This is a genomic window from Arenibaculum sp., from assembly GCF_035998295.1.
Taxonomy (GTDB): domain Bacteria; phylum Pseudomonadota; class Alphaproteobacteria; order Azospirillales; family Azospirillaceae; genus DASYHS01.
In genome coordinates, this window is sequence record NZ_DASYHS010000119.1 from 1 (window position 1) to 23,960 (window position 23,960).

The 23,960-nt window shown below is 71.3% G+C and carries 26 protein-coding genes and 1 pseudogene; 14 read left to right on the forward strand and 13 right to left on the reverse strand.

All coding sequences use genetic code 11. The annotated features are described in order from the left end of the window. Both VGO20_RS12065 and VGO20_RS12070 read right to left on the reverse strand, forming a co-directional pair. Window positions 1-521 (reverse strand): coproporphyrinogen III oxidase (locus VGO20_RS12065; protein WP_327502594.1); only part of this gene is annotated, 521 nt, incomplete at its 3' end. Then, window positions 518-1,003 carry a tRNA (cytidine(34)-2'-O)-methyltransferase gene (locus VGO20_RS12070; protein WP_327502631.1) on the reverse strand — a complete coding sequence of 162 codons (486 nt, stop codon included), beginning with the start codon at window positions 1,001-1,003 and terminating at the stop codon, window positions 518-520. The genes VGO20_RS12065 and VGO20_RS12070, both read right to left, overlap by 4 nt. A 275-nt stretch (window positions 1,004-1,278) precedes the next feature. Between VGO20_RS12070 and petA the strand changes: the two genes are divergently transcribed. From petA to VGO20_RS12095, 5 genes are all read left to right on the forward strand, one after another. Beyond that, window positions 1,279-1,848, forward strand: coding sequence for a ubiquinol-cytochrome c reductase iron-sulfur subunit (gene petA, locus VGO20_RS12075; RefSeq protein ID WP_327502595.1), 570 nt, complete (start codon window positions 1,279-1,281; stop codon window positions 1,846-1,848). A gap of 16 nt (window positions 1,849-1,864) precedes the next feature. Continuing rightward, entirely contained in the window at window positions 1,865-3,127 is a 1,263-nt protein-coding gene (locus VGO20_RS12080) for a cytochrome b (RefSeq protein ID WP_414639799.1), read from the forward strand. Next, window positions 3,127-3,894: a cytochrome c1 gene (locus VGO20_RS12085; RefSeq protein ID WP_327502597.1), complete on the forward strand. Its 768-nt coding sequence runs from the start codon at window positions 3,127-3,129 to the stop codon at window positions 3,892-3,894. Before VGO20_RS12080 ends, VGO20_RS12085 begins: the two co-directional genes overlap by 1 nt. A 78-nt stretch (window positions 3,895-3,972) precedes the next feature. Further along, window positions 3,973-4,515, forward strand: coding sequence for a DUF924 family protein (locus VGO20_RS12090; RefSeq protein WP_327502598.1), 543 nt, complete (start codon window positions 3,973-3,975; stop codon window positions 4,513-4,515). A gap of 4 nt (window positions 4,516-4,519) precedes the next feature. Then, a complete protein-coding gene (locus VGO20_RS12095; protein WP_327502599.1) occupies window positions 4,520-5,368 on the forward strand; it encodes a VOC family protein in 849 nt (282 codons plus the stop codon). Window positions 5,369-5,379: 11 nt separating this feature from the next. On the opposite strand, the gene VGO20_RS12100 is transcribed toward VGO20_RS12095, so the two are convergent. Both VGO20_RS12100 and ychF read right to left on the reverse strand, forming a co-directional pair. After that, the gene (locus VGO20_RS12100) at window positions 5,380-6,882 is read right to left on the reverse strand and encodes an EAL domain-containing protein (protein WP_327502600.1); all 1,503 of its coding nucleotides are present in this window, start codon (window positions 6,880-6,882) and stop codon (window positions 5,380-5,382) included. Between the two features lie 171 nt (window positions 6,883-7,053). Further along, the gene (ychF, locus tag VGO20_RS12105; RefSeq protein WP_327502601.1) at window positions 7,054-8,154 is read right to left on the reverse strand and encodes a redox-regulated ATPase YchF; all 1,101 of its coding nucleotides are present in this window, start codon (window positions 8,152-8,154) and stop codon (window positions 7,054-7,056) included. A 90-nt stretch (window positions 8,155-8,244) separates the two neighbouring features. On the opposite strand from ychF, the gene VGO20_RS12110 reads away from it, so the two are divergent. Further along, complete coding sequence (locus VGO20_RS12110) at window positions 8,245-8,457, forward strand: hypothetical protein (protein ID WP_327502602.1); 213 nt, start codon at window positions 8,245-8,247, stop codon at window positions 8,455-8,457. Here VGO20_RS12110 and pth read toward each other — a convergent pair. The 6 genes and pseudogenes from pth to lgt all read right to left on the reverse strand — a co-directional run. Then, window positions 8,399-9,118, reverse strand: a pseudogene (gene pth / locus VGO20_RS12115) (aminoacyl-tRNA hydrolase); the annotation flags it as partial. The gene VGO20_RS12110 and the pseudogene pth overlap by 59 nt on opposite strands. A gap of 2 nt (window positions 9,119-9,120) precedes the next feature. Next, on the reverse strand, window positions 9,121-9,747 hold the full coding sequence (locus VGO20_RS12120; protein WP_327502604.1) for a 50S ribosomal protein L25/general stress protein Ctc: 627 nt from the start codon (window positions 9,745-9,747) through the stop codon (window positions 9,121-9,123). 101 nt (window positions 9,748-9,848) lie between these two features. After that, window positions 9,849-10,784 carry a ribose-phosphate pyrophosphokinase gene (locus VGO20_RS12125; protein WP_327502605.1) on the reverse strand — a complete coding sequence of 312 codons (936 nt, stop codon included), beginning with the start codon at window positions 10,782-10,784 and terminating at the stop codon, window positions 9,849-9,851. A 217-nt stretch (window positions 10,785-11,001) separates the two neighbouring features. After that, window positions 11,002-11,769, reverse strand: a complete 768-nt coding sequence (gene pgeF, locus VGO20_RS12130) for a peptidoglycan editing factor PgeF (RefSeq protein ID WP_327502606.1) — start codon at window positions 11,767-11,769, stop codon at window positions 11,002-11,004. Between the two features lie 34 nt (window positions 11,770-11,803). Continuing rightward, window positions 11,804-12,946, reverse strand: coding sequence for a class I SAM-dependent methyltransferase (locus VGO20_RS12135; protein ID WP_327502607.1), 1,143 nt, complete (start codon window positions 12,944-12,946; stop codon window positions 11,804-11,806). Then, window positions 12,943-13,749: a prolipoprotein diacylglyceryl transferase gene (gene lgt / locus VGO20_RS12140; RefSeq protein WP_327502608.1), complete on the reverse strand. Its 807-nt coding sequence runs from the start codon at window positions 13,747-13,749 to the stop codon at window positions 12,943-12,945. Before lgt ends, VGO20_RS12135 begins: the two co-directional genes overlap by 4 nt. Before the next feature lie 140 nt (window positions 13,750-13,889). On the opposite strand from lgt, the gene VGO20_RS12145 reads away from it, so the two are divergent. From VGO20_RS12145 to proC, 3 genes are all read left to right on the forward strand, one after another. Beyond that, complete coding sequence (locus tag VGO20_RS12145) at window positions 13,890-14,237, forward strand: accessory factor UbiK family protein (RefSeq protein ID WP_327502609.1); 348 nt, start codon at window positions 13,890-13,892, stop codon at window positions 14,235-14,237. Between the two features lie 178 nt (window positions 14,238-14,415). Further along, complete coding sequence (locus VGO20_RS12150) at window positions 14,416-14,919, forward strand: type III secretion system chaperone family protein (RefSeq protein ID WP_327502610.1); 504 nt, start codon at window positions 14,416-14,418, stop codon at window positions 14,917-14,919. 23 nt (window positions 14,920-14,942) lie between these two features. Then, window positions 14,943-15,743: a pyrroline-5-carboxylate reductase gene (gene proC, locus VGO20_RS12155; protein ID WP_327502611.1), complete on the forward strand. Its 801-nt coding sequence runs from the start codon at window positions 14,943-14,945 to the stop codon at window positions 15,741-15,743. 10 nt (window positions 15,744-15,753) lie between these two features. On the opposite strand, the gene VGO20_RS12160 is transcribed toward proC, so the two are convergent. Further along, window positions 15,754-16,611 carry a sigma-70 family RNA polymerase sigma factor gene (locus VGO20_RS12160; protein ID WP_327502612.1) on the reverse strand — a complete coding sequence of 286 codons (858 nt, stop codon included), beginning with the start codon at window positions 16,609-16,611 and terminating at the stop codon, window positions 15,754-15,756. A 132-nt stretch (window positions 16,612-16,743) separates the two neighbouring features. Between VGO20_RS12160 and VGO20_RS12165 the strand changes: the two genes are divergently transcribed. The 5 genes from VGO20_RS12165 to VGO20_RS12185 all read left to right on the forward strand — a co-directional run bounded on the left by VGO20_RS12165 (window position 16,744) and on the right by VGO20_RS12185 (window position 20,723). Next, window positions 16,744-17,385 carry a TetR family transcriptional regulator gene (locus tag VGO20_RS12165; RefSeq protein ID WP_327502613.1) on the forward strand — a complete coding sequence of 214 codons (642 nt, stop codon included), beginning with the start codon at window positions 16,744-16,746 and terminating at the stop codon, window positions 17,383-17,385. A gap of 116 nt (window positions 17,386-17,501) precedes the next feature. Further along, window positions 17,502-17,948 carry a phasin family protein gene (locus tag VGO20_RS12170; RefSeq protein ID WP_327502614.1) on the forward strand — a complete coding sequence of 149 codons (447 nt, stop codon included), beginning with the start codon at window positions 17,502-17,504 and terminating at the stop codon, window positions 17,946-17,948. Between the two features lie 118 nt (window positions 17,949-18,066). Beyond that, window positions 18,067-18,408, forward strand: a complete 342-nt coding sequence (locus tag VGO20_RS12175; protein ID WP_327502615.1) for a tRNA-binding protein — start codon at window positions 18,067-18,069, stop codon at window positions 18,406-18,408. A gap of 10 nt (window positions 18,409-18,418) precedes the next feature. Continuing rightward, window positions 18,419-19,735, forward strand: coding sequence for an aspartate aminotransferase family protein (locus VGO20_RS12180; protein WP_327502616.1), 1,317 nt, complete (start codon window positions 18,419-18,421; stop codon window positions 19,733-19,735). Between the two features lie 133 nt (window positions 19,736-19,868). After that, window positions 19,869-20,723: an Abi family protein gene (locus VGO20_RS12185; RefSeq protein ID WP_327502617.1), complete on the forward strand. Its 855-nt coding sequence runs from the start codon at window positions 19,869-19,871 to the stop codon at window positions 20,721-20,723. 88 nt (window positions 20,724-20,811) lie between these two features. Here the strand turns inward: VGO20_RS12185 and VGO20_RS12190 are convergent, their stop codons facing one another. Both VGO20_RS12190 and VGO20_RS12195 read right to left on the reverse strand, forming a co-directional pair. Continuing rightward, window positions 20,812-21,852, reverse strand: coding sequence for a 2-oxoacid:ferredoxin oxidoreductase subunit beta (locus tag VGO20_RS12190; protein ID WP_327502632.1), 1,041 nt, complete (start codon window positions 21,850-21,852; stop codon window positions 20,812-20,814). Between the two features lie 5 nt (window positions 21,853-21,857). Continuing rightward, entirely contained in the window at window positions 21,858-23,735 is a 1,878-nt protein-coding gene (locus tag VGO20_RS12195; RefSeq protein ID WP_327502618.1) for a 2-oxoacid:acceptor oxidoreductase subunit alpha, read from the reverse strand. Window positions 23,736-23,960 lie beyond the last annotated feature (225 nt).

Genomic DNA, 23,960 nt, shown 5'->3' on the forward strand with positions numbered 1-23,960 from the left:
CGCTTCAGCGCGCCGTGGAAGGCGGCCGCGTCGTCGGCGTCGGGGAAGGCCGGGGTCATGTCGGCCCCGCCGCCGAACCAGCCGATGCCGGTCACGATGTGGCGGGTGTTCATGTGCACCGCCGGCACCAGCGGCGAGCGCATATGCGCGACCAGGCTGATCCCGCTGGCCCAGAACCGGCCGTCCTCCCCGGTGCCGGGGATCTGCTTCGCGAAGTCGGGGCTGAAGCGGCCGTGGACGGTCGAGATGTTGACCCCGACCTTCTCGAAGACCCGGCCGCGCATGATCGACATCGTGCCGCCGCCCCCATCGGCGCTCCCGTCGCCGGCCTCGCCGTCCGCCCCGTCGGGGTCCGCGCGCGTCCAGGCGCGCCGCTCGAAGCGGCCGGGCGGCAGGTGCGACAGGGGGCCGGCGTGCTCGTCCTCGATGCGCTCGAACTCCGCGCAGATGCGGTCGCGCAGCTCGGCGAACCAGGCGGCCGCGCGCGCCTTGCGCGCTGGCGGGGACGGATCGGCGGTCACGGGGCCTCCGGTGGCAGGGGATCGGGCAGGGAGTCGGGCAGGGGGCCGGTCTGGCGGATCGCCTCACCCAACACCATCGCGGCGGCGAGCGCAACGTTGAGCGAGCGCAGGCCCGCGCGCATCGGCACGACGACCCGCGCCTCGACCGCCTCGTGGACCTCCTCCGGCACGCCGGCGCTCTCGCGCCCGACCAGGAGCACGTCGTCGGCGGCGAAGCGGAACCGCGTGTAGGGCAGGGCGGCGCGCGTGGTCAGCAGGACGACGCGCCGGCCGGCGGCCGCGTCCCGGAACCGGCGCCACGAGGCGTGCCGCGCCAGGTCGAGCGCGTCCAGGTAGTCCATGCCGGCGCGCTTGAGGCGCCGGTCGTCGAGCACGAAGCCGCAGGGCTCGATCACGTCCATGCCGACGCCGAGGCAGGCGGCCAGCCGCATCATCGCGCCGGCGTTCTGGGGGATGTCGGGTTCGTAGAGTGCCAGGCGCAGGCCCATCGTCCGGGATTCCGTGGTCAGCGGGAAGGTCCAGCATGCCACGAACGCCTGCCCGATCGACGCGCGACACTATGTCCGTGAAGCCGACGCTTTCCTTGGCGGGAAACGGGGGGTATATCCGTCACGTCGCGGCGGACCCCGCCTTCGCCGCGCGGCCGGTTTTGGACTGTCGGACGGCAGACACGGCCGAAATCGATTGATATACGTCCATCCGGTTCGCGGGCGTCCACCCGGTCGGGCGTCCGGAGTGCAGGGGAGAGAGGGAAGTAATGTCGGAAACCACCCATCCGTCCGGTGCAGGCGGCCACGGGGGTCACGGCGGCGACGGAGGGTCGCGCCGGGACTTCCTGCTGCTCGCGACCGGCGCCGTCGCCGCCGTCGGCGTCGGTTCGCTGGCCTGGCCGTTCATCGCCAGCATGAACCCCGCCGCCGATACGCTGGCGCTGGCATCGATCGACGTCGACCTGTCCCCGATCGCGGTCGGCCAGGCGATCACGGTGACGTGGCGCGGAAAGCCGGTCTTCATCCGCCGCCGCACCGAGGCCGAGATCGCGGCGGCGCGCGCGGTCGACGTCTCCAGCCTCCCCGACCCGCAGACCGACGAGGAACGCGCGGTCCAGCCGGAATGGCTCGTGATGGTCGGCGTCTGCACCCATCTCGGCTGCGTTCCCCTCGGCCAGAAGGCTACCGACGACAAGGGCGACTTCGGCGGATGGTTCTGCCCCTGCCACGGCTCGCACTACGACACGGCGGGCCGCATCCGGCGGGGCCCGGCGCCGGCCAATCTGCTCGTCCCGGAATACGCCTTCCTGGACGACACCACCATTCGCCTCGGCTGATTGCCGAGTGGAGTAGATGATGGCTGCGCAGCAATTCAAGAACCCCGTGGTGCGCTGGATCGACAGTCGGCTGCCGATCTTCAGCATGATGAACCACGAGTACAACGAATACCCGATGCCGAGGAACGTCAACTACCTCTGGTCATTCGGCGCCATCGCCATGCTGGTCCTGATCGTGATGATCGTGAGCGGCATCTTCCTGGCGATGCACTACACTCCCCACACCGACTACGCGTTCGAATCCGTCGAGCGCATCATGCGCGACGTCAACTTCGGCTGGCTGATCCGCTACGTCCACATGAACGGCGCGTCGATGTTCTTCATCGCCGTGTACATCCACATCTTCCGCGGCCTCTACTACGGTTCGTACAAGCAGCCGCGCGAGCTGCTGTGGATGATCGGCGTCGTCATCCTGCTGCTGATGATGGCGACCGCGTTCATGGGCTACGTCCTGCCCTGGGGCCAGATGAGCTTCTGGGGCGCCACCGTGATCACCAACCTGTTCTCGGCCGTGCCGCTGGTCGGCGACGAGATCGTGGTCTGGCTGTGGGGCGGCTTCTCGATCGACAACCCGACGCTCAACCGCTTCTTCGCGCTGCACTACCTGCTGCCCTTCGTGATCCTGGGCGCGGTGTTCCTGCACGTGGCGGCCCTGCACGTCGTCGGCTCCAACAACCCGCTCGGCATCGACACCAAGGGCCCGCAGGACACGGTCCCGTTCAACCCGTTCATGACGATCAAGGACGGGCTGGCCATGGTCGTGTTCGTGCTGGTCTGGGCGGCCTTCGTGTTCTACGCGCCGAACTATCTCGGCCATCCCGACAACTACATCCCGGCCAACCCGCTGGTGACGCCGGCGCACATCGTCCCGGAATGGTACTTCCTGCCGTTCTACGCGATCCTGCGCGCGGTCCCGGACAAGCTCGGCGGCGTGGTGCTGATGTTCGGCGCGATCGCGGTGCTGTTCGTGCTGCCCTGGCTCGACACCTCCCGGGTGCGCAGCGCGCGCTTCCGGCCGCTCTACAAGATCTTCTTCTGGCTGCTCGTGATCTGCTCGCTCACGCTCGGCTATGTCGGCGCGATGCCGGCGGAGGGGATCTGGGTCGTGATCGGCCGCATCGCCACCGCCTACTATTTCTTCCACTTCCTGATCCTGCTGCCGCTGCTCGGCAAGCTCGAGCGGCCGCGCCCGCTGCCGGCCAGCATCAGCCAGCCCGTCCTCAGGGGTGGCGGACGTCTCGCCTCGGGGACCGTGGCCAAGCCGATGGAGAAGTCCTAATGCGCGCGTTGAAGACGGCGGTCCTGGCCGCCGCGGTCGGCCTCGGGCTCGGTTTCGGCTCCGCCGCCTCGGCCGCGGAGGGCGTCGTCCCGCCGGACCTGCAGTGGGAGCACGAAGGCCTGTTCGGCACCTTCGACCGGGGAGCCCTCCAGCGGGGCCTCCAGGTCTACACCGAGGTCTGCGCCGCCTGCCACGGCATGTCCCTGGTCGCGTTCCGCAACCTCGCCGACCTCGGCTTCAACGAGGACGAGGTCCGGGCCTTCGCGGCCCGCTACGAGGTGATGGACGGCCCGAACGACGCCGGCGAGATGTTTGCCCGCGCGGCCCTGCCGGCCGACCGCTTCGTGAGCCCGTTCCCGAACGAGCAGGCCGCCCGGGCCGCCAACGGCGGCGCGCTGCCGCCCGACCTTTCCCTGATGGCGAAGGCGCGGCCCTACGGCGAGAACTACATCTACGCGATGCTGACCGGCTACATCGACCCGCCGGCCGACCTCGAGGTCCCTCCGGGCCAGTACTACAACGCCTACTTCCCCGGCCACCTGATCGGCATGCCGCCGGTGCTGCAGCCGGACGGCGTCGCCTATGCCGACGGCACCACGGCCTCGCCCGAGCGGATGGCCCGGGACGTCGCGACCTTCCTGGCCTGGACCGCCGAGCCCATGCTGGAGGAGCGCAAGCAGACCGGCCTCAAGGTGATCTTGTTCCTGATCGTCTTCGCGGGCCTGATGTACGGCGTGAAGCGCAGGGTCTGGGCTTCCGCGCACTGATCGGAGCGTGATTAGCCGCCAGCCCCTCTCCCGCGGCCGCGGGGGAGGGGCTGCGCGCCGGAATGGATCGGGGACCGCATGAAACCGCTCGACGTGCTCGACTTCTGGTTCGGCGAAAGGGTGTGGCCCCAGTGGTTCGTACGGTCCGACGCCTTCGACGCCGAGGTCCGCGAGCGGCTCGGCGTCGCCCACGAGGATGCCGCTTCCGGCCGGCTCGACGACTGGATGCAGGAGCCGCGGCCCTGCCTCGCCCTCGTGATCCTGCTCGACCAGGTGCCCCGCAACGTCCACCGCGGCACCGTCAGGGCCTTCGCCAGCGACCCGAAGGCGCTCGCCACCGCCCGGCTCGCGGTCGAGCGCGGCTACGACGCCGGCTTCACCGCCGACGAGCGGGTGTTCCTCTACCTGCCCTTCGAGCACGCCGAGGACCTGGACGCGCAGCGGCGCTCGGTCGAACTGTTCCGGGAGCGCATCGGTCCCGGCAACTACCTCGACTACGCGCTGCGCCACGAGGAGATCATCGTCCGGTTCGGCCGCTTCCCGCACCGCAACGCCATCCTCGGCCGCCGCAGCACCGAGGAGGAGGTCGAGTTCCTGAAGCAGCCCGGCTCGGGGTTCTGAGCCGATGACCGGCCTTCCGCCCCTCATCGGCATCGACCACACCCTGGTCGGCGTCGCCGACCTGGAGGCGGCGCGGGCGCGCTGGCAGCGCCTCGGCTTCACGACGACGCCCCGCGGCCGGCACATCGGCTGGGGCACCGCCAACTACTGCATCATGTTCGAGCGCGACTATGCCGAGCTGCTCGGCATCGTCGACCCGGCGCAGTTCGTGAACCGGCTCGACCGGCTGCTGGAGACGCGCGGGGAGGGGCTGCTCGGCCTCGCCTTCGGCGCGGACGATCCGGACGCGGTCCACGCCATGCTCGGGCCGGAGCGCAGCGAGCCGCCGAAGGACTTGGCGCGCCTGCTGGAACTGCCGACGGGGACCGTGAAGCCCGCCTTCCGCCTCGTTCATTTCAAGCCCGAAACGACGCCCGGCCTCTCGTCCTTCGTGACCGGGCACCTGACGCCCGGCCTGCTGCGCCGCCCGGACTGGCTGCGCCACGCCAACGGCGCGGTCGGCATCGAGGGCGTGACGGTCGTGGTCGACGACCCGGCTGCCCTCGCGCCGGCCTATGCGCGGCTGTTCGGCGCCGACGCGGTGAGGGAGGGCGGCAGCCGCCTCGACGTCCGGGTCGGGCGCCATCACCTGCGCTTCCTGACCGCCAACCGCTTCGCCCGCCGCTATCCCGGCGCGCCGGTCCCGACCGGGCTGCCGGCACCCGCCGTGATGACCCTGCTGGTGGAGAACCTCGCGGCGACGGCCGGTCATCTCGCCCGCGAAGGGATCGAGACCCTGCCCGTGACGGGCGAGCGGCTGGTCGTTCCGTCCGCGCAGGCAACGGGCGTCCTGCTGGAGTTCGCGGTTTCCTGAACGTTTCCGGTTCAGCTACCAGTACCGAGCCGCGCGACGGGGCCGCGAAGCCTGTGCTCGACCTCCGCCTCGCTGAGCGGCGGGGCGACCAGGTAGCCCTGCAGCCGGTCGCAGCGGTAGGCGCGCAGGAAGATCAACTGCTCCTGCGTCTCCACCCCCTCGGCGACGACGCTCATCTTGAGCGCGTGGGCCATGCTGACGACGGCCTGCACGATCGACGCCGCGTCGGGGTCCTGGACCATGGCGTGGATGAAGCTGCGGTCGATCTTGATCGCCTCGATCGGGAAGCGCTTCAGGTAGCTGAGCGACGAGTAGCCGGTCCCGAAATCGTCGAGCATGAAGCCGACCCCGGCCGCGTGCAGCAGCAGGAACGGCTCGCGCACCCCGTCGGTGTTGCGGAACAGGGCGGATTCGGTCAGCTCCAGCTTCAGCCCCTCGGCCGGCAGCCCCGTGCGCGCCAGCACGGCCAGGATCTTGCGGGCGAGGCCCGGATCGGCGAGCTGGCGGGCGGACAGGTTGACCGCGACCGGCACGTCCAGCAGCCCCTCGCGGCGCCAGGCCGCGAAGCGGCGGCACGCCTTCTCGATCACCAGCTCGCCCAGCGGCTCGATCAGCCCGGTCTCCTCGGCGACGGGGATGAAGCGGCCCGGCGGCACGATGCCGTGCTCGGGGTCGCGCCAGCGCACCAGCGCCTCGAACCCCGCGAGGTCGAGCCCGGCGACCGTGACCTTGGGCTGGTAGGCCAGCTCGATCTCGTCCCGCTCGATCGCCCGGCGCAGCCGGCTCTCCAGCGACGCACGCCCGGCGCCGGCCTGCGCCGGCCCGGGCTCGCGCAGCGCGCGCTCGGCTTCGACCTGGCCGGTGATGTCCAGCGATACGCCCAGGACGCGCGCGCAGGCGCCGGAGACGGCGGGAAGCGGGACGAGGCGGGTCTCCCAGTGCCGGAAGCCGAAGGGCAGCTCGACGACGTCGCGCCACGTCGTCGGCCGGCCGAGCCTGACCGCGGCCGCCAGCGCCTCGCCCAGCGCGGCCGCACGCGCGGGGGGCAGGACGTCGCGCGGCGCGCAGCCGGTCAGCCCGGGCGCGCCCGGCCTTATGCCGTCGGCGAAATGCCGGTTCGCCTCGACGAAGCGGAACCCGTCCGCCGCCGCCTCGGCCAGGAAGGCGGCGACGGGGAGGCCGTCGAGGCCGCCCGGCGCCGCGTGCTCGGCCGACAGGAGCAGGAACCCGTCCGCGCAGTCCCGGGAAGCCACGCGCTCGGCGCGCAGCTCCGTCCCGGCGAGCGTGAGGCGGGACGGTGCCCGCGCCAGCCCCGCGAGGTCGTCCTCGGGGACGAGGTCGCCGAGCCGCCGGCCCAGCACGGCGTCGAGCGGACGCCCCAGCAGCCGGGCGAAGCCGTCGTTCGCGGCCTCGACGACCGCGTCGCAGCCGCCCGCCCGGGGGCGCAGGACAGCCGCCGGCGCGGGCTCCGGTCCCGGAAATCGGTGCGCGACGCCCCGGAGGACTGATGTCATGGGCCGGCTCGCTCGTCTGCTGATCGCGCCCGGGGCGCGGCGACGCCCCGGAGCTGAACGAAAGGCGCAACGGCGCCCCAGACCTAAACACGCGAGCGTTCCCGATAATCCCGACCTTTGAGAAAAAATCGCGGATATCGAGAGGAAGGGAGGGCCGGCCGGGCCCCGGGCTCAGACGTTGAAGCGGAAGTGGAAGATGTCGCCGTCCTGGACCAGGTACTCCTTGCCCTCCATGCGCATGCGGCCGGCTTCCTTGCACGCCTGCTCGCCGCCCAGGGTCACGAAGCTGTCGTAGTCGATCGTCTCGGCCCGGATGAAGCCGCGCTCGAAGTCGGTGTGGATCGCGCCCGCGGCTTCCGGCGCGCGCGCGTTGCGGTGCACGGTCCAGGCGCGGGCCTCCTTCGGGCCCACGGTGAAGAAGGTGATCAGGTCGAGCAGCTTGTAGCCCGCGCGGATCACCTTGTTGAGGCCGGGTTCGTCCAGGCCGAGGGTGGCGAGGAACTCCCGCTTGTCCTCGGCGTCGGCGAGCTGCGCCACCTCGGCCTCGATCGCGGCCGAGACGACGACGCATTCGGCGCCCTGGGTCTTCGCCATCTCCGCGACGCGCGCCGACAGCGCGTTGCCGGTCGCGGCCGAGGCCTCGTCGACGTTGGCGACGTAGAGGACGGGCTTGCCGGTCAGCAGCGTCAGCGAGCGGAACAGCGGCTTCTGCTCGTCCGTCAGCTCGACCGTGCGCGCCGCGCGGCCGTCCTGGAGGGCGGCCAGCGCCTTCTCCATCACCTCGGCCAGCAGCTTGGCCTCCTTGTCGCCGGCCTTGGCGCGCTTTTGCAGCGGCGCCAGGCGGCGCTCCAGGCTGTCCATGTCGGCCAGCATCAGCTCGGTGTCGACGGTCTCGGCGTCGCGGAGCGGGTCGACGTCGCCCTCGACATGCGTGACGTCGCCGTCCTCGAAGCAGCGCAGGACGTGGATGATCGCGTCGACCTCGCGGATGTTGGCCAGGAATTGGTTGCCCAGCCCCTCGCCCTTGCTGGCGCCGCGGATCAGGCCGGCGATGTCGACGATCTCGAGCTGGGTCGGGATGATCTTGGCCGACTTGCCGATGGCGGCGATCTTGTCCAGCCGCGGGTCGGGCACGCCGACCCTGCCCACGTTGGGCTCCTTCGTGCAGAACGGGAAATTGGCCGCCTCGGCCGCCTGGGTGGCGGTCAGGGCATTGAACAGGGTCGACTTGCCGACATTCGGCAGGCCGACGATACCGCAGTTGAAACCCATGGAACGACGTCGCCTAAGTCATCGGAGCGCGGGCGTGTTATCGTACGGATCGCCGCGCAACGCAAAGCAAACCCGCCGTCCGGAGGCCATGTGAGCGACCCCAGGAAAGAGCTGCTGAGCCAGATCGCCCGCCTGCGCGGCTCGCTCGACCCCGAAGTGGTGAGACGGCTCGAGCTTGCCAAGGAGGGAAAGGTCCCGGTCGACCGCCAGGCGGCCGAGGAGGTGGTCCGCCGCTTTCTGGCCGACCGGCGCGACGGCGGGCGCCTGCGCGCGCTGCTGACGGAGAAGCTGCGGCGGCCGTGAACGGGGCCGGGAACGGGGTCGTGAACAGCCTCGCGCGGCCCTATTCCGGTGCCGCGTCCTCGCGCGGGGCGGGCTTCTCGCGCTTGGGCGGGGGCGGGTTCACGAGGCGGTTGACCCGGTTCAGGTAGCGCTCGGGCCCGTCCGCGGCCAGCGCCGGGAACTCGGCGGCCAGCGCGTCCAGCAGCGGCTCGGTCCAGGTGCGGTCGGCCTTGGCGAAGTCGTGCAGCACGTAGCCCGACACCAGGTCCTTGTGGCCGGGATGGCCGATGCCGATGCGCACCCGCCAGTAGTCCTTGCCGATGTGGTCGTCGATCGAGCGCAGGCCGTTGTGGCCGCCGTGGCCGCCGCCCTTCTTGACCCGCAGCCGGCCCGGCGGCAGGTCGAGCTCGTCGTGGAACACCACGACCTGCTCGGGCGCCAGCTTGAAGAAGCGCATCGCTTCGCCGACCGACTGGCCGGACAGGTTCATGTAGGTCAGCGGCTCGAGCGCCAGCACCTTCTCGCCGCCGGCCTGGCCCTCGCAGGCCTGTCCCTGGAAGCGCTTGCGCCAGGGGGTGAATCCATGGCGGCGGACGATCCCGTCCACCGCCATGAACCCGATATTGTGCCGGTTTTCGGCGTATTGTGGGCCGGGGTTGCCCAAGCCTACGACCAGCAGCATGCTCAGTCCTGCTCTTCTTCCGCCTGCTCCTGGCCGGCGGCGGCCGCTTCCTCGGACCGCAGGCCCGACGGCGCCACGATCGTGGCGACGGTGAAGTCGCGGTCGGCGATGGTCGGCTTCACGCCCTCGGGCAGCTTCACGGCGCTGATGTGCACCGAATCGCCGAGGTCGTAGCCGGCGAGGTCGACGACGATCTGGTCCGGGATCGACGTGGACGGGCAGTCGACCTCGATCTCGTGGCGCACGATGTTCAGCACGCCGCCGCGCTTGAGGCCGGGCGAACGCTCGGCGTTGACGAACTCGCACGGGATCTGGACCGTCACCGTGGAGCCGGACGCCACCCGCAGGAAGTCGACATGGGTCGGCACGTCGGTCACGACGTTGAACTGCACGTCGCGCGGCAGAACGCGATGGGTCTTGCCGTCGACGGTCAGCTCGAAGACGTGGGTGAAGAAACCCTTGGTGTGCAGGTGCCGGCTGAAGGCGCGCAGTTCCAGCGCGATCAGCACGGGTTCTTCCTTGTTGCCGTAGATAACGGCGGGGATCTTGCCGGCCCGACGGGTCTGACGGGCCACCCCCTTGCCGGCCCGCGACCGCGGCTCGGCCGCCAGCGCAATGACTTCGCTCATCTGTCTTCTCCACTCAGTGTGAAAGACCGGCCTCCAGGGGTGCCGGTCCTACCGGCCGCCCCCGCCGAAGCGGGAGCGGCCAGGTTCCGCGAGCCGTGCGTTCAGTAGAACAGGCTCGAAACCGAACGTTCCTCGCTGATGCGGCTGATCGCCTCGGCCATCAGCGTCGCGATGGTGAGCTGGCGGACGTTGCGCGACACGCGCACCGCCTCGGTCGCCTGGATCGAATCCGTGGTGACCAGCGCTTCCAGCGGCGAGGCCGAGATGCGCGCGACCGCGCCGCCCGACAGCACCCCGTGCGTCACGTAGGCCGACACCGACTTCGCACCCTTGCCGATCAGCGCCTCGGCGGCGTTGCACAGCGTGCCGCCCGAATCGACGATGTCGTCGACCAGGATGCAGCGGCGGTCGGAGACGTCGCCGATGATGTTCATCACCTCGGAGACGCCGGCGCGCTCGCGCCGCTTGTCGATGATCGCGAGGTCGGCGTCCAGGCGCTTGGCGATCGCGCGGGCGCGCACCACGCCGCCGACGTCGGGCGACACGATCACGAGCTGGTCGCCGTCCTTGTTGGTCTCCTGGATGTGCTTCACGAACACCGGGGCCGCTTCCAGGTTGTCCAGCGGGATGTCGAAGAAGCCCTGGATCTGGCCGGCGTGCAGGTCCAGCGTCAGCACGCGGTTGGCGCCGGCCATCGTGATCAGGTTCGCGACCAGCTTGGCCGAGATCGGCGTGCGGGGGCCGGTCTTGCGGTCCTGGCGGGCGTAGCCGTAATAGGGAAGCACCGCGGTGATGCGCCGCGCCGACCCGCGCTTCAGCGCGTCGATCGTGACCAGCAGCTCCATCAGGTTGTCGTTCGCCGGGTAGGACGTCGACTGGATCACGAACACGTCCTCGCCGCGGACGTTCTCCAGGATCTCGACGAAGACCTCCATGTCGGAGAAGCGCCGGATGCTGGCCTTGGTCAGCGGCACGTTCAGGCAGGCGGAGATCGCCTCGGCCAGCGGACGATTGCTGTTGCCGGCAATCACTTTCATTCGTCGCAGCTCTCTATCCGGGGACGGTGCAAACGCCAACCGCCGGCCATCCGTCGTCGGCGCCGGGGCGAAATCGCGCGGGACCATATCAGCCCACCGCCGCCGTGTAAACGTTCCGTCACGGCAGCGGCGCGCGCGTTACCGCGCTCACATCGCGCAGCTCACCACGAGGCCCAGCAGGCACATCGCCAGCAGCATCAGGACATAGGGCACGCGCTCAGTCCTCCAGGACGATCGCCGACAGCTCCCGGCCGTAGTCCGGCTCGCCGCGCAGAACGCTGCGGCGGTAGCTGAAGAACCGGTCCGCTTGCGAAACGGTGTCGTGGGGCGCGACCTCGACCCGGGTCACGCCGGCCCGCGCGAGGCGGCGCGCGACGTAGCCCGGCAGGTCGAACATGTGGTGCCCGGCGCGCGTCGAGGGCGCGAACAGGTCGGCATCGGCCGGTTCGGCGGCCAGGAAGGGGGCGGGGAACTCCGGCCCGACCTCGTAGGAGTGCCGGGCGATGCAGGGGCCGACCGCGGCGGCGATGCGCCGCCGCTCGGCGCCCAGGCCGACCATCGCCTCGACCGTGGCGTCGATCACGCCGCCGACGGCGCCCTTCCAGCCGGCATGCGCGGCCCCGACGACGCCGGCCTCGGCGTCGGCGAACAGCACCGGGGCGCAGTCCGCGGTCAGGATGCCGAGCGCCAGCCCCCGTACGCGCGTCGCCATCGCGTCCGCCTTCGGCGCCGTGCCGCGCGCGAACGGCGTCTCGACGACGACGCAGGTCGGGCTGTGCACCTGGTGGACGGCCGACAGCCGGTCGGCCTCCACGCCGAGCCGGGCCGCCGCGCGGCGCCGGTTCTCGGTGACCGCGTCCGGGTCGTCGGCGGAGCCGTAGCCGCAGTTCAGGGACGCGTACAGCCCGACGCTGACCCCGCCCTCGCGGGTGAAGAAGCCGTGGCGGATGCGGCCGGGGCCGCCGAGGACGTCGAGCGTGATCACGGGCGGTGCCGTTCCGTTTCGCCGGGGGAAGGGGTCATGGGGCGAAGCCTGCCGGCGCGCCCCGTCCCGGCCGGGTCAGGGCCAGGACCTTGAACAGCTTGCCCATCTCCTCGTCCGCGATCAAGCGCCGGACGCCGGAGACGAGGTCCGCGGCCTGGCGCGCGTCGGCGCGGGCCAGCAACGCCTGCAGGCGCTCCCGGATGCCGAGCCGGACCAGCACGTCGCCCTGCGTCCCGGGCCCGAACGCCTCGGCGCCCGCCGACCGGGCCGCCTCGGCCAGGACCTGGAAATCCACATGCGCCGTCAGGTCGGCCTCGCCCGGCGCGTCCAGCACCGGGGCCGGGCGGTGGGCGCGGACGGCCTGGAGCGTCTCGCCCAGCCCGGACGGCGCGTGGCCGTAGTCGACGATCAGCGCGGCGCCGTCGTTGCGCGCGATGCGCCGGCCGATCTCGCGCGCGACCGCCTCGCAGGCCGGGCTCGTCTCGAACAGGCTGCCCGCCGGAGCGCCGCGCAGGAGGGGCGGCACGCGCGCCGCGAGCGGGTCCGGGGCCGGTGCCAGCGCGAAGCGGAACCGGGGCGCCCCCGCGCCGGCGGGGTCGAGCGCGACCACCCGCTCGGCCCAGCCGCCGGGAACGCGCACGAGCTGATGGACCGGCAGGGCGTCGAAGAACTCGTTCGCCAGCACCAGGACCGGCCCGTCGGGCACGTCCTCCAGGCGGCCGTGCCAGGCCGGCGCGGCTCCGGTCGGCGCTCCAGTCGTCGCCCCGGCCAGCGTCTCCGCCTGGCGGCGGCGCAGGACCGGGCTGGTCTCGACCAGGTGGACCGACGCCGCCGCCAGGAACCCCGGCGCGCCGCGCGCCGCGCGCAGCGCGTCCTTCATCAGCGTGCCGCGGCCGGGGCCCAGCTCGACCAGGCGGACCGGGGCGGGCGCGCCCATCGCGGTCCAGGCGTGCACGCACCACAGGCCCAGCAGCTCGCCGAAGGTCTGGCTGATCTCGGGCGCGGTCGTGAAGTCGCCGGCCGCGCCCAGCGGGTCGCGGGTGACGTAGTAGCCGTGCTCGCGGTCGCCGAGGCAGGCCGCCATCCAGTCGGCGACGCTCAGCGGCCCCCCGGCCTCGATCCGGTGGGCGAGGCGGACCGCCAGCGCGCCGGGAGACCCAGCACCCCGTGGGGTCATGCCGGCGCGCGCGGGTGGCGTCGGGCCCAGGCGATCAGCGCCAGGCCGAGCAGCACCATCGGCAGCGACAGCAGCTGGCCCATCGTCGCGTGCCCGCCCAGCAGGAAGCCGAGCTGGGCGTCCGGCTCGCGGAAGAACTCGACCACGATGCGCGCGGTGCCGTAGCCGGCGAAGAAGACGCCCGCCAGCAGGCCGTGGCGCGCGCGGATCTCCGGCCGGCGGGCGAGGAACCACAGGACGGCGAACAGCACGAGCCCTTCCAGAAACGCCTCGTAGAGCTGGCTGGGATGGCGCGGCTCGGGGCCGCCGTTCGGGAACACGACGCCCCAGGGGACGTCGGTGGCCCGCCCGTACAGCTCCGCGTTCACGAAGTTGGCGATGCGGCCGAAGAACAGCCCGATGGGGGCCGCCGCCGCGATCACGTCGCCGAGTGCGAGGACCGGGATCGAGCGGATGCGCGCGAACAGCGCGATCGCCGCGACGACGCCGAGCAGCCCGCCGTGGAACGACATCCCGCCCCGCCAGATCGCCAGCGCCTGCAGCGGGTTCTCGGCATAGTAGGGCAGGTTGTAGAACAGCACGTAGCCGAGCCGCCCGCCCAGGATCACGCCGATGACGGCCCAGGTCAGGAAGTCGTCGACGTCGCGGCGCGTCGGCGGCGCGGCGTCCGCGCCGGCGAGGCGCAGGCAGTACCGCCAGCCGAGGATGAATCCGGCGAGGTAGGCGAGCGCGTACCAGCGGATCGCGAGCGGCCCGATCTCGATGGCGACCGGGTCGACGGTGGGGAAGGCGATGGCGAGCATGCGCTGTCGGCGGTCCATGAGGGTTGCGATGGAACCGGCGCCCTCGGGCGGGGTTGCGACCTTATAGGCGCGGGGCCGCCGCCGTTGCAACGCCGCGTGGCCGCCGCCATAATGGCTCCGACACGGAGGACAAGGGTTCCATGCAGGTCGACAACAAGATCCTGGACGATCTCGCGCGGGTCGCCGGCGGAGCGTTCGGTGCCCTCTCGGGCCTGCGCGAGGAGGCGGAGTCCCAGGTCCGCCAGCAGTTCGAGCGCATCCTGTCCGGGATGGACGTGGTCCGGCGCGAGGATTTCGACGCCGTCAGCGAGATGGCCGCGAAGGCGCGTTCCGAGCAGGAGACCCTCGTCGAGCGCGTCACCGCGCTCGAGGCGCTGGTCGCGACCCTGGTCGCGGAGCGTGAGCTCGCGGAGGACCGGCCCAAGCCGCGCCGCCCGCTGCATCCCGCATCCCCGGGCTCGCCCCATGGCGAGGAAACGTCCGGTTGAGATCGGGATACCCCGGCACCGGAATAGGGGTTGCGAGGGCCCGGGCCTTCTGGCACCGTGCCCTTGGTAGTAGCCCTGCGGTTTCGCTCCCACAATATATCGGGGCGTTCGCCGTCCCGATCCGCGGAGGCCACGGGGCGGATGCCGTCCACCCTTGCGCGAAGAGGAGGGCGCAGGCATGTCGGCAGTAGCCGTCGAGACCACGCAATCCACGAACAACCCGCTGGACATCGTCGAGGAGATCGTGACGGCCAACGAATGGCCGTTCGACCGCTCGACCGAGGACGAGATGATCGTGGAGATCTCCGGCCGGTGGTGCGACTACAGGCTGTTCTTCGTCTGGCAGGCGGAAGTCAGCGCGATGCAGTTCTCCTGCCAGTTCGACATGCGCGTGCCGACGGGGCGCCGCCCGACCGTCAGCGAGCTGCTGGCCGACGTGAACGCCCGCATGTGGCTCGGCCATTTCGACGTGTGCTCGGACGAGAACACGCCGATGTTCCGCCACACGACGCTGCTGCGCGGCGCGCGCGGCGCCAGCGTCGAGCAGCTCGAGGACCTCGTCGACATCGCGCTCTCGGAATGCGAGCGCTACTACCCTGCATTCCAGTTCGTGATCTGGGGCGGCAAGACCGCGCGCGAGGCGGTCGCCGCCGCGATCCTGGACACCATGGGCGAGGCGTGAGGGCGAGGCGTGAGGAACGGGTGATGGGGCGGTCTTTGCTTCTGGTCGGCTGCGGGAAGATGGGCGGGGCGATGCTGGAGGGATGGCTCGCCTCCGGCACGGCCGACCGGGTCGTGGTCGTGGAGCCGCAGGGCAGCGCTCCCGACATGCCCGGCGTGATCCGCTGCGCCGGCACGGGGCAGATCCCGCCGGACTTCCGTCCCGAGGTCGTGGTCTTCGCGGTCAAGCCGCAGGTCGTCGACGCCGTCGTCCCGGACTACCGGCGCTTCGTCGGGCCCGGCACGCTGTTCCTCTCGGTCGCCGCCGGCAAGACGATCGCCCGGTTCGAGGAGCTGCTGGGCGGCGGCACCGCCTTCGTGCGCGCGATGCCGAACACGCCGGCCGCGGTCGGCCGCGGCATCACGGTCGCCTGCGCCAATGCCGGCGTCAGCGCCGACCAGCGCCGGCTGACGGACCTGCTGCTCGGCGCCGTCGGCGAGGTCGCCTGGATCGAGGACGAGGCGCTGATGGACGCGGTGACGGCGGTGTCGGGCGGCGGCCCGGCCTACGTCTTCCTGCTGGCCGAGGCCATGGCCGAGGCCGGGCGCGCGGCGGGGCTTCCGGCGGACCTCGCGGCGAGGCTCGCGCGCGTCACCGTCGCGGGCGCGGGCGAGCTGCTGCACCGTTCGCCCCTGCCGCCCGACGAGCTGCGCCGCAACGTCACCAGCCCGGGGGGCACGACCCAGGCGGCTCTCGGCGTGCTGATGGCGCAGGACGGGGTCCAGCCGCTGATGGACCGCGCGATCGCCGCCGGCGCGCGCCGCTCGCGCGAACTCGCCTCCTGACGGACCCCCTCTAAGCTTCCGGCAGCCCGTGCGCCGCCGCGAGCGGCAGCAGCGCGTCGCGCAGCCGCTCCAGCGCCCGCTTCTCGAGCTGGCGCACGCGGTCCTTGGAGATGCCGAGCTCCCGCCCGATCGCCTCGAAGGTCGGCGCCGCCTCGGTCAGGTGGCGCTTGCGGATGATCGTCGCCTCGCGCGCGGGCAGCATCGACAGCGCCCGGTCGATCAGCCCGTGCCACAGGCGCTGGGCGCCGTGCTCGCAGGCCTCCTCCTCCGGGTTCGGCCGCGCGCAGACGAGCCGTTCCGCCAGGCTCGCGGCGTCGGGGGCGGGCACGTCGAGCGACTGGTCCTTGCCGGCGATGCGGCGCGCGAAGCCGGACACCTCCGTCTTCGGCAGGTCGAACCGGGCGGCCAGGCGCGCCAGCACCTCGTCGGACAGCGCGTCGGCGCCGGTTCGAAGCTCGGTGGCGACCCGGCGCAGCGCGAAGAACAGCGCCCGGTGCGCGGCGGTCTTGCCGACCCGCACCAGCGACCAGGAGCGCACCGCGTAGTCCTGCATCGCGGCCCGGATCCACCACGCCGCATAGGTCGACAGCCTCGCGTCGCGGTCGGGGTTGAACTTGCGCACGGCCTGGATCAGGCCGAGCGTGCCTTCCTGGATCAGGTCGTTGACGGGCAGGCCGAGCCGGCCGTAGCTGCGCGCCGCCTTCACGACCATCCGCAGGTGACCGGCGATCAGCCGCTCGGCCGCGGCGGCGTCGCCCGCGGCCGAGCGGAGCGCGAGCTCGCGCTCCTCGTCGGGCGAGAGCAGCGGCAGCCGCAGCGCGCCGAGCAGCCCGCCGGGGGGAAGGGGGTCCGCCGATGGTGTCGTCATGGAGAAAGAATCGCACGACTCCCCCAACAGTCAACCGTCGCCGCAATGCCCCGATGGCCGGCCGCGTCTGGCGTCGCGGCCTGCGCACCCTACATCATCCGTCGAGACGACAGCGCAGGAGCGACGCGACCGATGCCCAGGAAGACCGATCCCCGACGCCGCGTCGTCGACGCCGCCATGAAGCTGGCCGCCGAGCGCGGCTGGCGCGACCTGACCCTGGCCGAGATCGCCTCGGCCGCGGGCACGACGCTGTCCGGCCTCTACCCGATTTTCGCGGGCAAGCCGGCCGTGCTCGCCGAGCTGGGGCGCATCGCCGACGAGGCGATGCTCGCCGACGGCGGCGCGGACGACCCCGAGGAGACGCCGCGCGACCGCCTCTTCGACGTCGTGATGCGGCGCTTCGACGCACTGGCACCCTATCGCCCGGGCATCCGCCGCGTGATCGCCGAGCTTCCGGGCGACCCCGTCCCGGGCCTGCTGCTGCTGCCGGGCATCGGCCGCTCGATGGCCTGGGCGCTGGAGGCGGCCGGGCTGCGCTCCGACGGCTGGCGGGGACTGGCCCGCGTCCACGGCCTGACGGCGATCTACGCGCGCGTGTTCAGGGTCTGGCTGGACGACGAGAGCCCCGACCTCGCGCGCACCATGGCCGAGCTCGACGCACGGCTGCGGCGCGCCGAACGCTTCGCGGCCGGCCTGCGCGGCCGGCGGTCGCAGGGGCCGGCCCCTGAATCGACCGCGGATTCGCGGGGAGACGAGGCTTCGGCATCCGCCTGACCTCTTCTTATGTTGCGCTGCACAAAAAATGATTGACGCCGAAACGGGCAATATGCATTATGCGGCATCAGTCGTGCTGCATTGCAACAAACACAAGCGAACGAGGTACGTCCAACATGGCCAAGAGCACCCCTTATTTCGATATGGACCTGACGCGGATGTTCGACATTTCGAAGTTCGCGGGTGAGTTCAAGGTCCCGGGCATCGATGTCGACCAGATGCTGGCCGCCCAGCGCAAGAACGTCGAGGCTCTGACCGCCGCCCAGCAGCTGGCGTTCGAGGGGCTGCAGGCCGTGTTCCGGCGCCAGGGCGAGATCGTGCGCCAGAGCGTCGAGCAGACCGGCACCATCATGACCGAGCTGCTGGCCCCGGGCGCGCCCGAGGAGAAGGTCGCCAAGAACGCCGAGCTGACGAAGGCCGCGTTCGAGAAGGCGCTCTCCAACGCCAAGGAACTGAGCGAGCTGGTCGCGAAGTCCAACGCCGAGGCCGCCAACGTCCTCAACAAGCGCTTCACCGAGAGCCTGGACGAGCTGAAGACCGCCGTCCAGAAGGCCCGCAAGTAAGCCGCGCCGGGGCGGACCGGGCTTCCGGTCCGCCCCCCGTCATGCGGGTTTGGCGGTTGCCCGTCGGCACCGCCGCTGCTAGCGTCGCCCCATCGCGGGCCCCATAACGGGATGACGCATGCAGCAGACGATTTCCTACGAAGACTTCCTGAAGGTCGACATCCGGGTCGGCACGATCACCGCGGTCGAGCCCTATCCCGAAGCGCGGCGCCCCGCCTACAAGCTCACGGTCGATTTCGGCCCCGGGATCGGCGTCAAGCGCAGTTCGGCCCAGATCACCGTCCACTACGCCCCCGAGACCCTGGTCGGGCGGCAGGTCGCGGCCGTGGTCAACTTCCCTCCCAAGCAGATCGGCAAGTTCATGTCCGAAGTCCTGGTGCTCGGGTTTCCCGACGCCGAGGGCGCCGTCGTGCTGATCGGGCCGAGCCACGCCGTCCCGAACGGCGGCCGCATGTTCTGAGGAGGGTGCCATGACCGGTTTCGACGGCAGGAACGCCGACCTGGAGCAGGTGCTGGCCGAGGCCCGGCTGCGCTATGCGCAGCGGCGGCCGCGCAGCGCCGCGCACGACCGGGAGGCCCAGGCCTCGATGCCGGGCGGCAATACCCGCACCGTGCTTCATCACGGGCCGTTCCCGCTCACCTTCCTGCGCGGCGAGGGCGCGCGGCTGTGGGACGCGGACGGGCTGGAATACCGCGACTTCCTGGGCGAGTACACGGCCGGCCTCTACGGCCATTCCAACCCGGTCATCGCCGAGGCGGTGGAGCATGCGTTGCGCGACGGCATCGTGCTCGGCGGGCGCAACCGCCACGAGGGCGAGCTGGCGGCGCTGATCCGGGCACGCTTTCCCTCCTGCGAGCTGATCCGGTTCTGCAATTCCGGGACCGAGGCCAACCTGATGGCGATCGGCGCCGCGCGGGCCTTCACCGGGCGCGACGCGGTCCTGGTGTTCGACGGCGCCTATCACGGCGGCGTGCTGTCCTTCGCCGGGCCGTCGCCGGTCACCGCCCCCTATCCCTTCGTGAGCGTGCCCTACAACGACGCGGCCGGCGCCGTGGAGGCGATCGAGCGCGAGGCCGGCCGCCTGGCCGCCGTCCTGGTCGAGCCGATGATGGGTTCGGCGGGCGCGATCCCGGGCGACCCGGTGTTCCTAGCGGCACTCCGCGCGGCGACCGCGCGGCACGGCGTCGCCTTGATCTTCGACGAGGTGATGACGTCGCGCCTGTCGCCGGGCGGGCTCCAGGGCGTCCTGGGCATCGCGCCCGACCTCACCAGCTTCGGCAAGTATCTCGGCGGCGGGTTGAGCTTCGGCGCCTTCGGCGGCCGCCGCGACATCCTGGAGCGCTTCGACCCGCGCCGGGCCGGCGCGCTCGCCCATGCCGGCACCTTCAACAACAACGTGCTGTCGATGGCGGCGGGCGCCGCCGGCCTGTCCCGGGTCTACACGCCCGAGCGGGCGGCGGACCTGAACGCCCGCGGCGACCGCCTGCGCGACGCGCTGAACGCGGCCGGCCGCGCGACCGGCGTGCCGGTGCTGGCGACGGGCATCGGCTCGATCCTCGGCCTGCACGTCCAGCAGGGCCCCGTGCGCCGGCCGGCGGACCTGACGACGCCGCCGGCGGTGCGCGAGTTGCTCCACCTGGAGATGATCGAGCGCGGCTTCTACTTCGCGCGGCGCGGCTTCCTCAGCCTGTCGATCGAGACCACGGACCGCGACTGCGCCGATTTCGCCGCGGCGTTCCGCGAGGTGCTGTCGGACTGGGGCGCCCTGCTGGGATCGACGAGCTGAACAGCTGCGGGCGGCCGCCTCTCGTGGAGATAATCCTTGCAGGCGCCAAGAACCGAACTTATCTTGGCTGAGTCATGGGCCGCCACACGATCCCCTCGGGGAGTGCAAAAGGGCGGCCCTTTTCATTTTATGTATGACACTCGTTCCTTACACCAAGCCACATGCGTCAGCCGCGCAGCGTGTGGCGCACCTGCGCTCCAAGGGGCTTGAGATCACGCGTCCCGGTGTCGCGGCGCGCAAGATCGAAATGGTCGGCTATGAACGACTCAGGATCTATTTTCTCAGCCGTTGCCAACTGAACGCCCCCGGTCGGCCCTTCATCCCCGGTACGACCTATAAGCAGATCCTTCGTCTCTACCAATGCGATATGCAACTTCGGGACGTTTGTTTTTCCGCGGTTGGCCAGTTCGAGTTGCTGCTGCGCAATGCCATTTCGGAAGCCCTGAGTCATGCTCACGGCAGCCACCCCTATTTTGACGTATCCGCGTTCCGTGATCCGGAAGCTAACCTCGACGCCCTTAAAACTTTTGCCAACATATACGGTCAGTCGAAAGATCAGCGAGCGAAGCACTACCGGCAAACTTACAGCCCGCCTGTGCTTCCGCCTATTTGGACGATGAAGGAATTCCTGACCTTTGGCGCTGCCTCACGAATTTTCCAATGTCTGAACGGCACGATCAAAACGGCTATTGCTGGACAGTTTGGCATGCCCTCGGTGCAGGTATTCACCAACTGGATGGAATGCCTGGTAGACCTTCGCAATGTTTGCGCTCATCACGATCGGCTTTTCAATCGCAGCTTTCAAAAGCAGCCGGGTAGGCTCAGGCGGGCGAGCCTGCCGACCGCCCCCAACAATAAGCTGAAGGCCATTCTGGAGTGCTTCGACCATCTTCTCGATCAGCGGGGCGTATCCGTGAACGTCACGGCCAAGGTCGGAAAGATCATCGGACGCTATCCGGAAATTCAGCCAGCCGAAGTCGGCTACTGACGCGGCCGGGCGCGACCCGCCTGTGGCGCGTCTCGAAGCTCATGGAGGCGGTTGGCGACGAGTGATGGCGGGGCCGCCGCGGCGGCCCTCACTCCACCGTCCACACCTCGCCGGAGCGGAACAGCGCCGACAGGTCGCCGGTGACCGCCTGGGGACGCGCCTCGCCCACGACCAGCGCGTCGTAGCTCTGCTGGCCGGGCGCGCAGTAGAGGACGCCCAGCGCCACCGGCATCGGCGGCTCCATGGCCGCGAGCAGCATCGCGGCCATGCGGTCGGTCTCGTCGTGGACGAGGATGCCGGCCTCCTCGGGGCTGCGCCCGTCCAGCTCGACCGCCTCCAGCGCCAGCGAGCCCGGCCGGACCCGCAGGCCCTTCGCGCCCTTGTCCCCGAACAGCAGCGGCTTGCCGTGCTCGACATGGATCTGCGCCTCGGCGGCGACGCCGCGGGCGAGGAAGCCGTCGAAGACCCCGTCGTTGAAGACGATGCAGTTCTGGAAGATCTCGACGAAGGAGGTGCCGCGGAACGCGCGGGCCCGCTTCAGCACCTCGACCAGCGGCTTCTGCTGCACGTCGACCGAGCGGGCGACGAAGCGCGCGCCGGAGCCGAGCGCCACCTGCGCCGCCGAGACCGGCGCGTCGAGCGAGCCCGTCGGCGAGGACGGCGTGCGCGTCCCGACCCGGCTGGTCGGCGAGTACTGGCCCTTGGTCAGGCCGTAGATCTCGTTGTTGAACAGCAGGATCTGCAGATCGACGTTGCGCCGCAGCGCGTGCATGAGATGGTTGCCGCCGATCGACAGCCCGTCGCCGTCGCCGGTCACCATCCACACGTCGAGCGCCGGGTTGGCGAGCTTGATCCCGGTCGCGAAGGCGGGCGCGCGCCCGTGGATCGTGTGGAACCCGTAGGTCGCCATGTAGTAGGGGAAGCGCGACGAGCAGCCTATGCCCGAGACGAACACCGTCTCGTGGGTCGGCAGCTCCAGGTCGGCGAAGACCTTCTGGACCGCCTTCAGGATCGCGTAGTCGCCGCAGCCCGGGCACCAGCGCACCTCCTGGTCGGTGGCGTAGTCCTTGGGCGACGGCCGGGCGGGCGAGGGCCGGTCGGGGGAGGGCCGGTCGGGGGGCGGGGGCATCACGGTCACGGGGTGTCCTCCAGCGCGGCCCGGAACGCCGCGGCAAGCTCGCTCACCTTGAACGGCCGCCCGGTCACCTTGTTGAGGCCGCGCGCCGGCACCAGGTACCGCGCCCGCAGCAGGGTCACGAGCTGTCCGTTGTTCATCTCGGGCACCAGCACCTGCTCGAAGCCCTCCAGCAGCCCGGCCAGGTTCGCCGGCAGCGGCCAGATGTGGCGCAGATGGATGTGGCTGACCGCCGCCCCCTCGCGCCGCAGCTCCGCGACCGCCCGGCTGATCGGGCCGTAGGTCGAGCCCCAGCCGACGACGGCGAGCCTGCCGGTCGCCTCGCCCTGGTCCACGGACTGGGGCGCGATATGGTCGGCGATGCCCTCGATCTTGCCGGCCCGCGCGTCGGTCATGCGCTGGTGGTTGGCGGGGTCGTAGGAGATGTCGCCGGTATCGTAGTCGCGCTCGATGCCGCCGATGCGGTGCTCCAGCCCCGGCGTCCCCGGCCGTGCCCAGACGCGGGCCAGCGTGCCGGGGTCGCGCCGGAACGGGCGGAAGCCCTCGGCTTCGGTCTCGAAGCGGACCGGGAAGGGCGCGTAGGTTTCCAGGTCGGGCAGGCGCCACGGCTCCGAGGCGTTGGCGAGGTAGCCGTCGGTCAGCAGCAGGACCGGCGTCATGAAGGTGGTCGCGATGCGCACCGCCTCGACCGCGACGTCGAAGCAGTCGCCCGGCGAGCGCGCGGCCAGCACCGGCAGCGGGCTGTCGGCGTTGCGGCCGAACACGGCCTGGTACAGGTCGGACTGCTCGGTCTTGGTCGGCAGGCCGGTCGAGGGGCCGCCGCGCTGGGCGTTGACGACGACCAGCGGCAGCTCGGTCGCGACCGCGAGGCCGATCGCCTCGGTCTTCAGCGCAATCCCCGGGCCGGACGAGGAGGTGACGCCCAGGCTGCCGGCGAAGGAGGCGCCGATCGCGGCGCAGGCCGCCGCGATCTCGTCCTCGGCCTGGAAGGTGACGACGCCGAACCGCTTCTGCCGGGCCAGCGTGTGCAGGAGCTGGGAGGCCGGCGTGATCGGGTAGGAGCAGAAGGTCATGCCGAGCCCGGCGAGCTGGGCCCCGAACATCAGGCCCCAGGCCAGCGCCTCGGTGCCGGTGACCGTGCGGTAGTCGCCGGCCGGCAGGCGCGCCGGCGGCACCGACACGCCGCGCAAATCCTCGTGCAGCTCGACCGTCTCGCCATAGGCGTGGCCGGCGTCCAGTGCTGCCAGGTTCGCCGCCGCGATCGCCGGCGTCTTCGCGAACTTGGCGCGGATCCACGCCCGCGTCGGCTCGCGGTCGCGCCCGTACAGCCAGCACACCAGGCCGAGCGCCCACAGGTTCTTGCAGCGCAGCGCCTCCTTGTGGGAGACGCCGGTGTCGGCGACCGCACGGGCGGTCTGCGAGGACATGTCGACCGCGACGACGCGGTACCCGTCGAGCGAGCCGTCGCTCAGCGGGTTCGCGGCGTAGCCGGCCTTCGCCAGGCCCTTCTCGGCGAAGCTGTCGGCGTCGACGACGACCAGCCCGCCCCGGCGCACCTCCGGCAGGTTGACCTTGAGCGCCGCCGGGTTCATCGCGACCAGCACGTCGACGGCGTCGCCCGCCGTCATGACCCGGTCGGAGCCGAACTGGATCTGGTAGGCCGAGACGCCGAAGGTCGTGCCGACCGGGGCGCGGATCTCGGCCGGGAAGTCGGGGAAGGTCGCGAGGTCGTTCCCGGCCAGCGCCGTCGCCAGCGTGAACTGTCCCCCCACGACCTGGATGCCGTCGCCCGAATCGCCGGCGAGCCGGACGACCGCCCGGTCCACGACCGTGCCGTCAGGTTCGGGGACGTCCGCGGCCTTGATCGCGTCGAGCATCTGTCGTCGGCCCGTGTCGGTTGAACTATCGGGCCGATCCTACGGTAAAGACGACGCTTTGCAACCACTGCCGCCCGCTCTGCCCCTTTCGCGCCGTGCCTTGAAGACCTGTGTATTCCGACAGTTGCGACTCGGGGCGCCGGACGGAATCGCGGGGGGCGAAGGGGGCGTGGAATCGGACGGGCGGCCCTTCGGCCGCCCGTCGTCGCGATCGGTCCCGCGGAG

What these genes read in the sequence shown, in the direction of transcription:
- ychF (WP_327502601.1), bottom strand. Translation starts at nt 8,154, where the DNA reads ATGGGTTTCAACTGCGGTATCGTCGGCCTGCCGAATGTCGGCAAGTCG.
- proC (WP_327502611.1), top strand. Translation starts at nt 14,943, where the DNA reads ATGGGGCGGTCTTTGCTTCTGGTCGGCTGCGGGAAGATGGGCGGGGCG.
- VGO20_RS12170 (WP_327502614.1), top strand. Translation starts at nt 17,502, where the DNA reads ATGGCCAAGAGCACCCCTTATTTCGATATGGACCTGACGCGGATGTTC.
- VGO20_RS12135 (WP_327502607.1), bottom strand. Translation starts at nt 12,946, where the DNA reads ATGACCCCACGGGGTGCTGGGTCTCCCGGCGCGCTGGCGGTCCGCCTC.
- VGO20_RS12100 (WP_327502600.1), bottom strand. Translation starts at nt 6,882, where the DNA reads ATGACATCAGTCCTCCGGGGCGTCGCGCACCGATTTCCGGGACCGGAG.
- petA (WP_327502595.1), top strand. Translation starts at nt 1,279, where the DNA reads ATGTCGGAAACCACCCATCCGTCCGGTGCAGGCGGCCACGGGGGTCAC.
- VGO20_RS12185 (WP_327502617.1), top strand. Translation starts at nt 19,869, where the DNA reads ATGACACTCGTTCCTTACACCAAGCCACATGCGTCAGCCGCGCAGCGT.
- VGO20_RS12080 (WP_414639799.1), top strand. Translation starts at nt 1,865, where the DNA reads ATGATGGCTGCGCAGCAATTCAAGAACCCCGTGGTGCGCTGGATCGAC.
- VGO20_RS12195 (WP_327502618.1), bottom strand. Translation starts at nt 23,735, where the DNA reads ATGCTCGACGCGATCAAGGCCGCGGACGTCCCCGAACCTGACGGCACG.
- lgt (WP_327502608.1), bottom strand. Translation starts at nt 13,749, where the DNA reads ATGCTCGCCATCGCCTTCCCCACCGTCGACCCGGTCGCCATCGAGATC.
- VGO20_RS12085 (WP_327502597.1), top strand. Translation starts at nt 3,127, where the DNA reads ATGCGCGCGTTGAAGACGGCGGTCCTGGCCGCCGCGGTCGGCCTCGGG.
- VGO20_RS12180 (WP_327502616.1), top strand. Translation starts at nt 18,419, where the DNA reads ATGACCGGTTTCGACGGCAGGAACGCCGACCTGGAGCAGGTGCTGGCC.
- VGO20_RS12125 (WP_327502605.1), bottom strand. Translation starts at nt 10,784, where the DNA reads ATGAAAGTGATTGCCGGCAACAGCAATCGTCCGCTGGCCGAGGCGATC.
- VGO20_RS12150 (WP_327502610.1), top strand. Translation starts at nt 14,416, where the DNA reads ATGTCGGCAGTAGCCGTCGAGACCACGCAATCCACGAACAACCCGCTG.
- VGO20_RS12165 (WP_327502613.1), top strand. Translation starts at nt 16,744, where the DNA reads ATGCCCAGGAAGACCGATCCCCGACGCCGCGTCGTCGACGCCGCCATG.
- VGO20_RS12160 (WP_327502612.1), bottom strand. Translation starts at nt 16,611, where the DNA reads ATGACGACACCATCGGCGGACCCCCTTCCCCCCGGCGGGCTGCTCGGC.
- VGO20_RS12145 (WP_327502609.1), top strand. Translation starts at nt 13,890, where the DNA reads ATGCAGGTCGACAACAAGATCCTGGACGATCTCGCGCGGGTCGCCGGC.
- VGO20_RS12190 (WP_327502632.1), bottom strand. Translation starts at nt 21,852, where the DNA reads ATGCCCCCGCCCCCCGACCGGCCCTCCCCCGACCGGCCCTCGCCCGCC.
- VGO20_RS12120 (WP_327502604.1), bottom strand. Translation starts at nt 9,747, where the DNA reads ATGAGCGAAGTCATTGCGCTGGCGGCCGAGCCGCGGTCGCGGGCCGGC.
- VGO20_RS12090 (WP_327502598.1), top strand. Translation starts at nt 3,973, where the DNA reads ATGAAACCGCTCGACGTGCTCGACTTCTGGTTCGGCGAAAGGGTGTGG.
- VGO20_RS12095 (WP_327502599.1), top strand. Translation starts at nt 4,520, where the DNA reads ATGACCGGCCTTCCGCCCCTCATCGGCATCGACCACACCCTGGTCGGC.
- VGO20_RS12175 (WP_327502615.1), top strand. Translation starts at nt 18,067, where the DNA reads ATGCAGCAGACGATTTCCTACGAAGACTTCCTGAAGGTCGACATCCGG.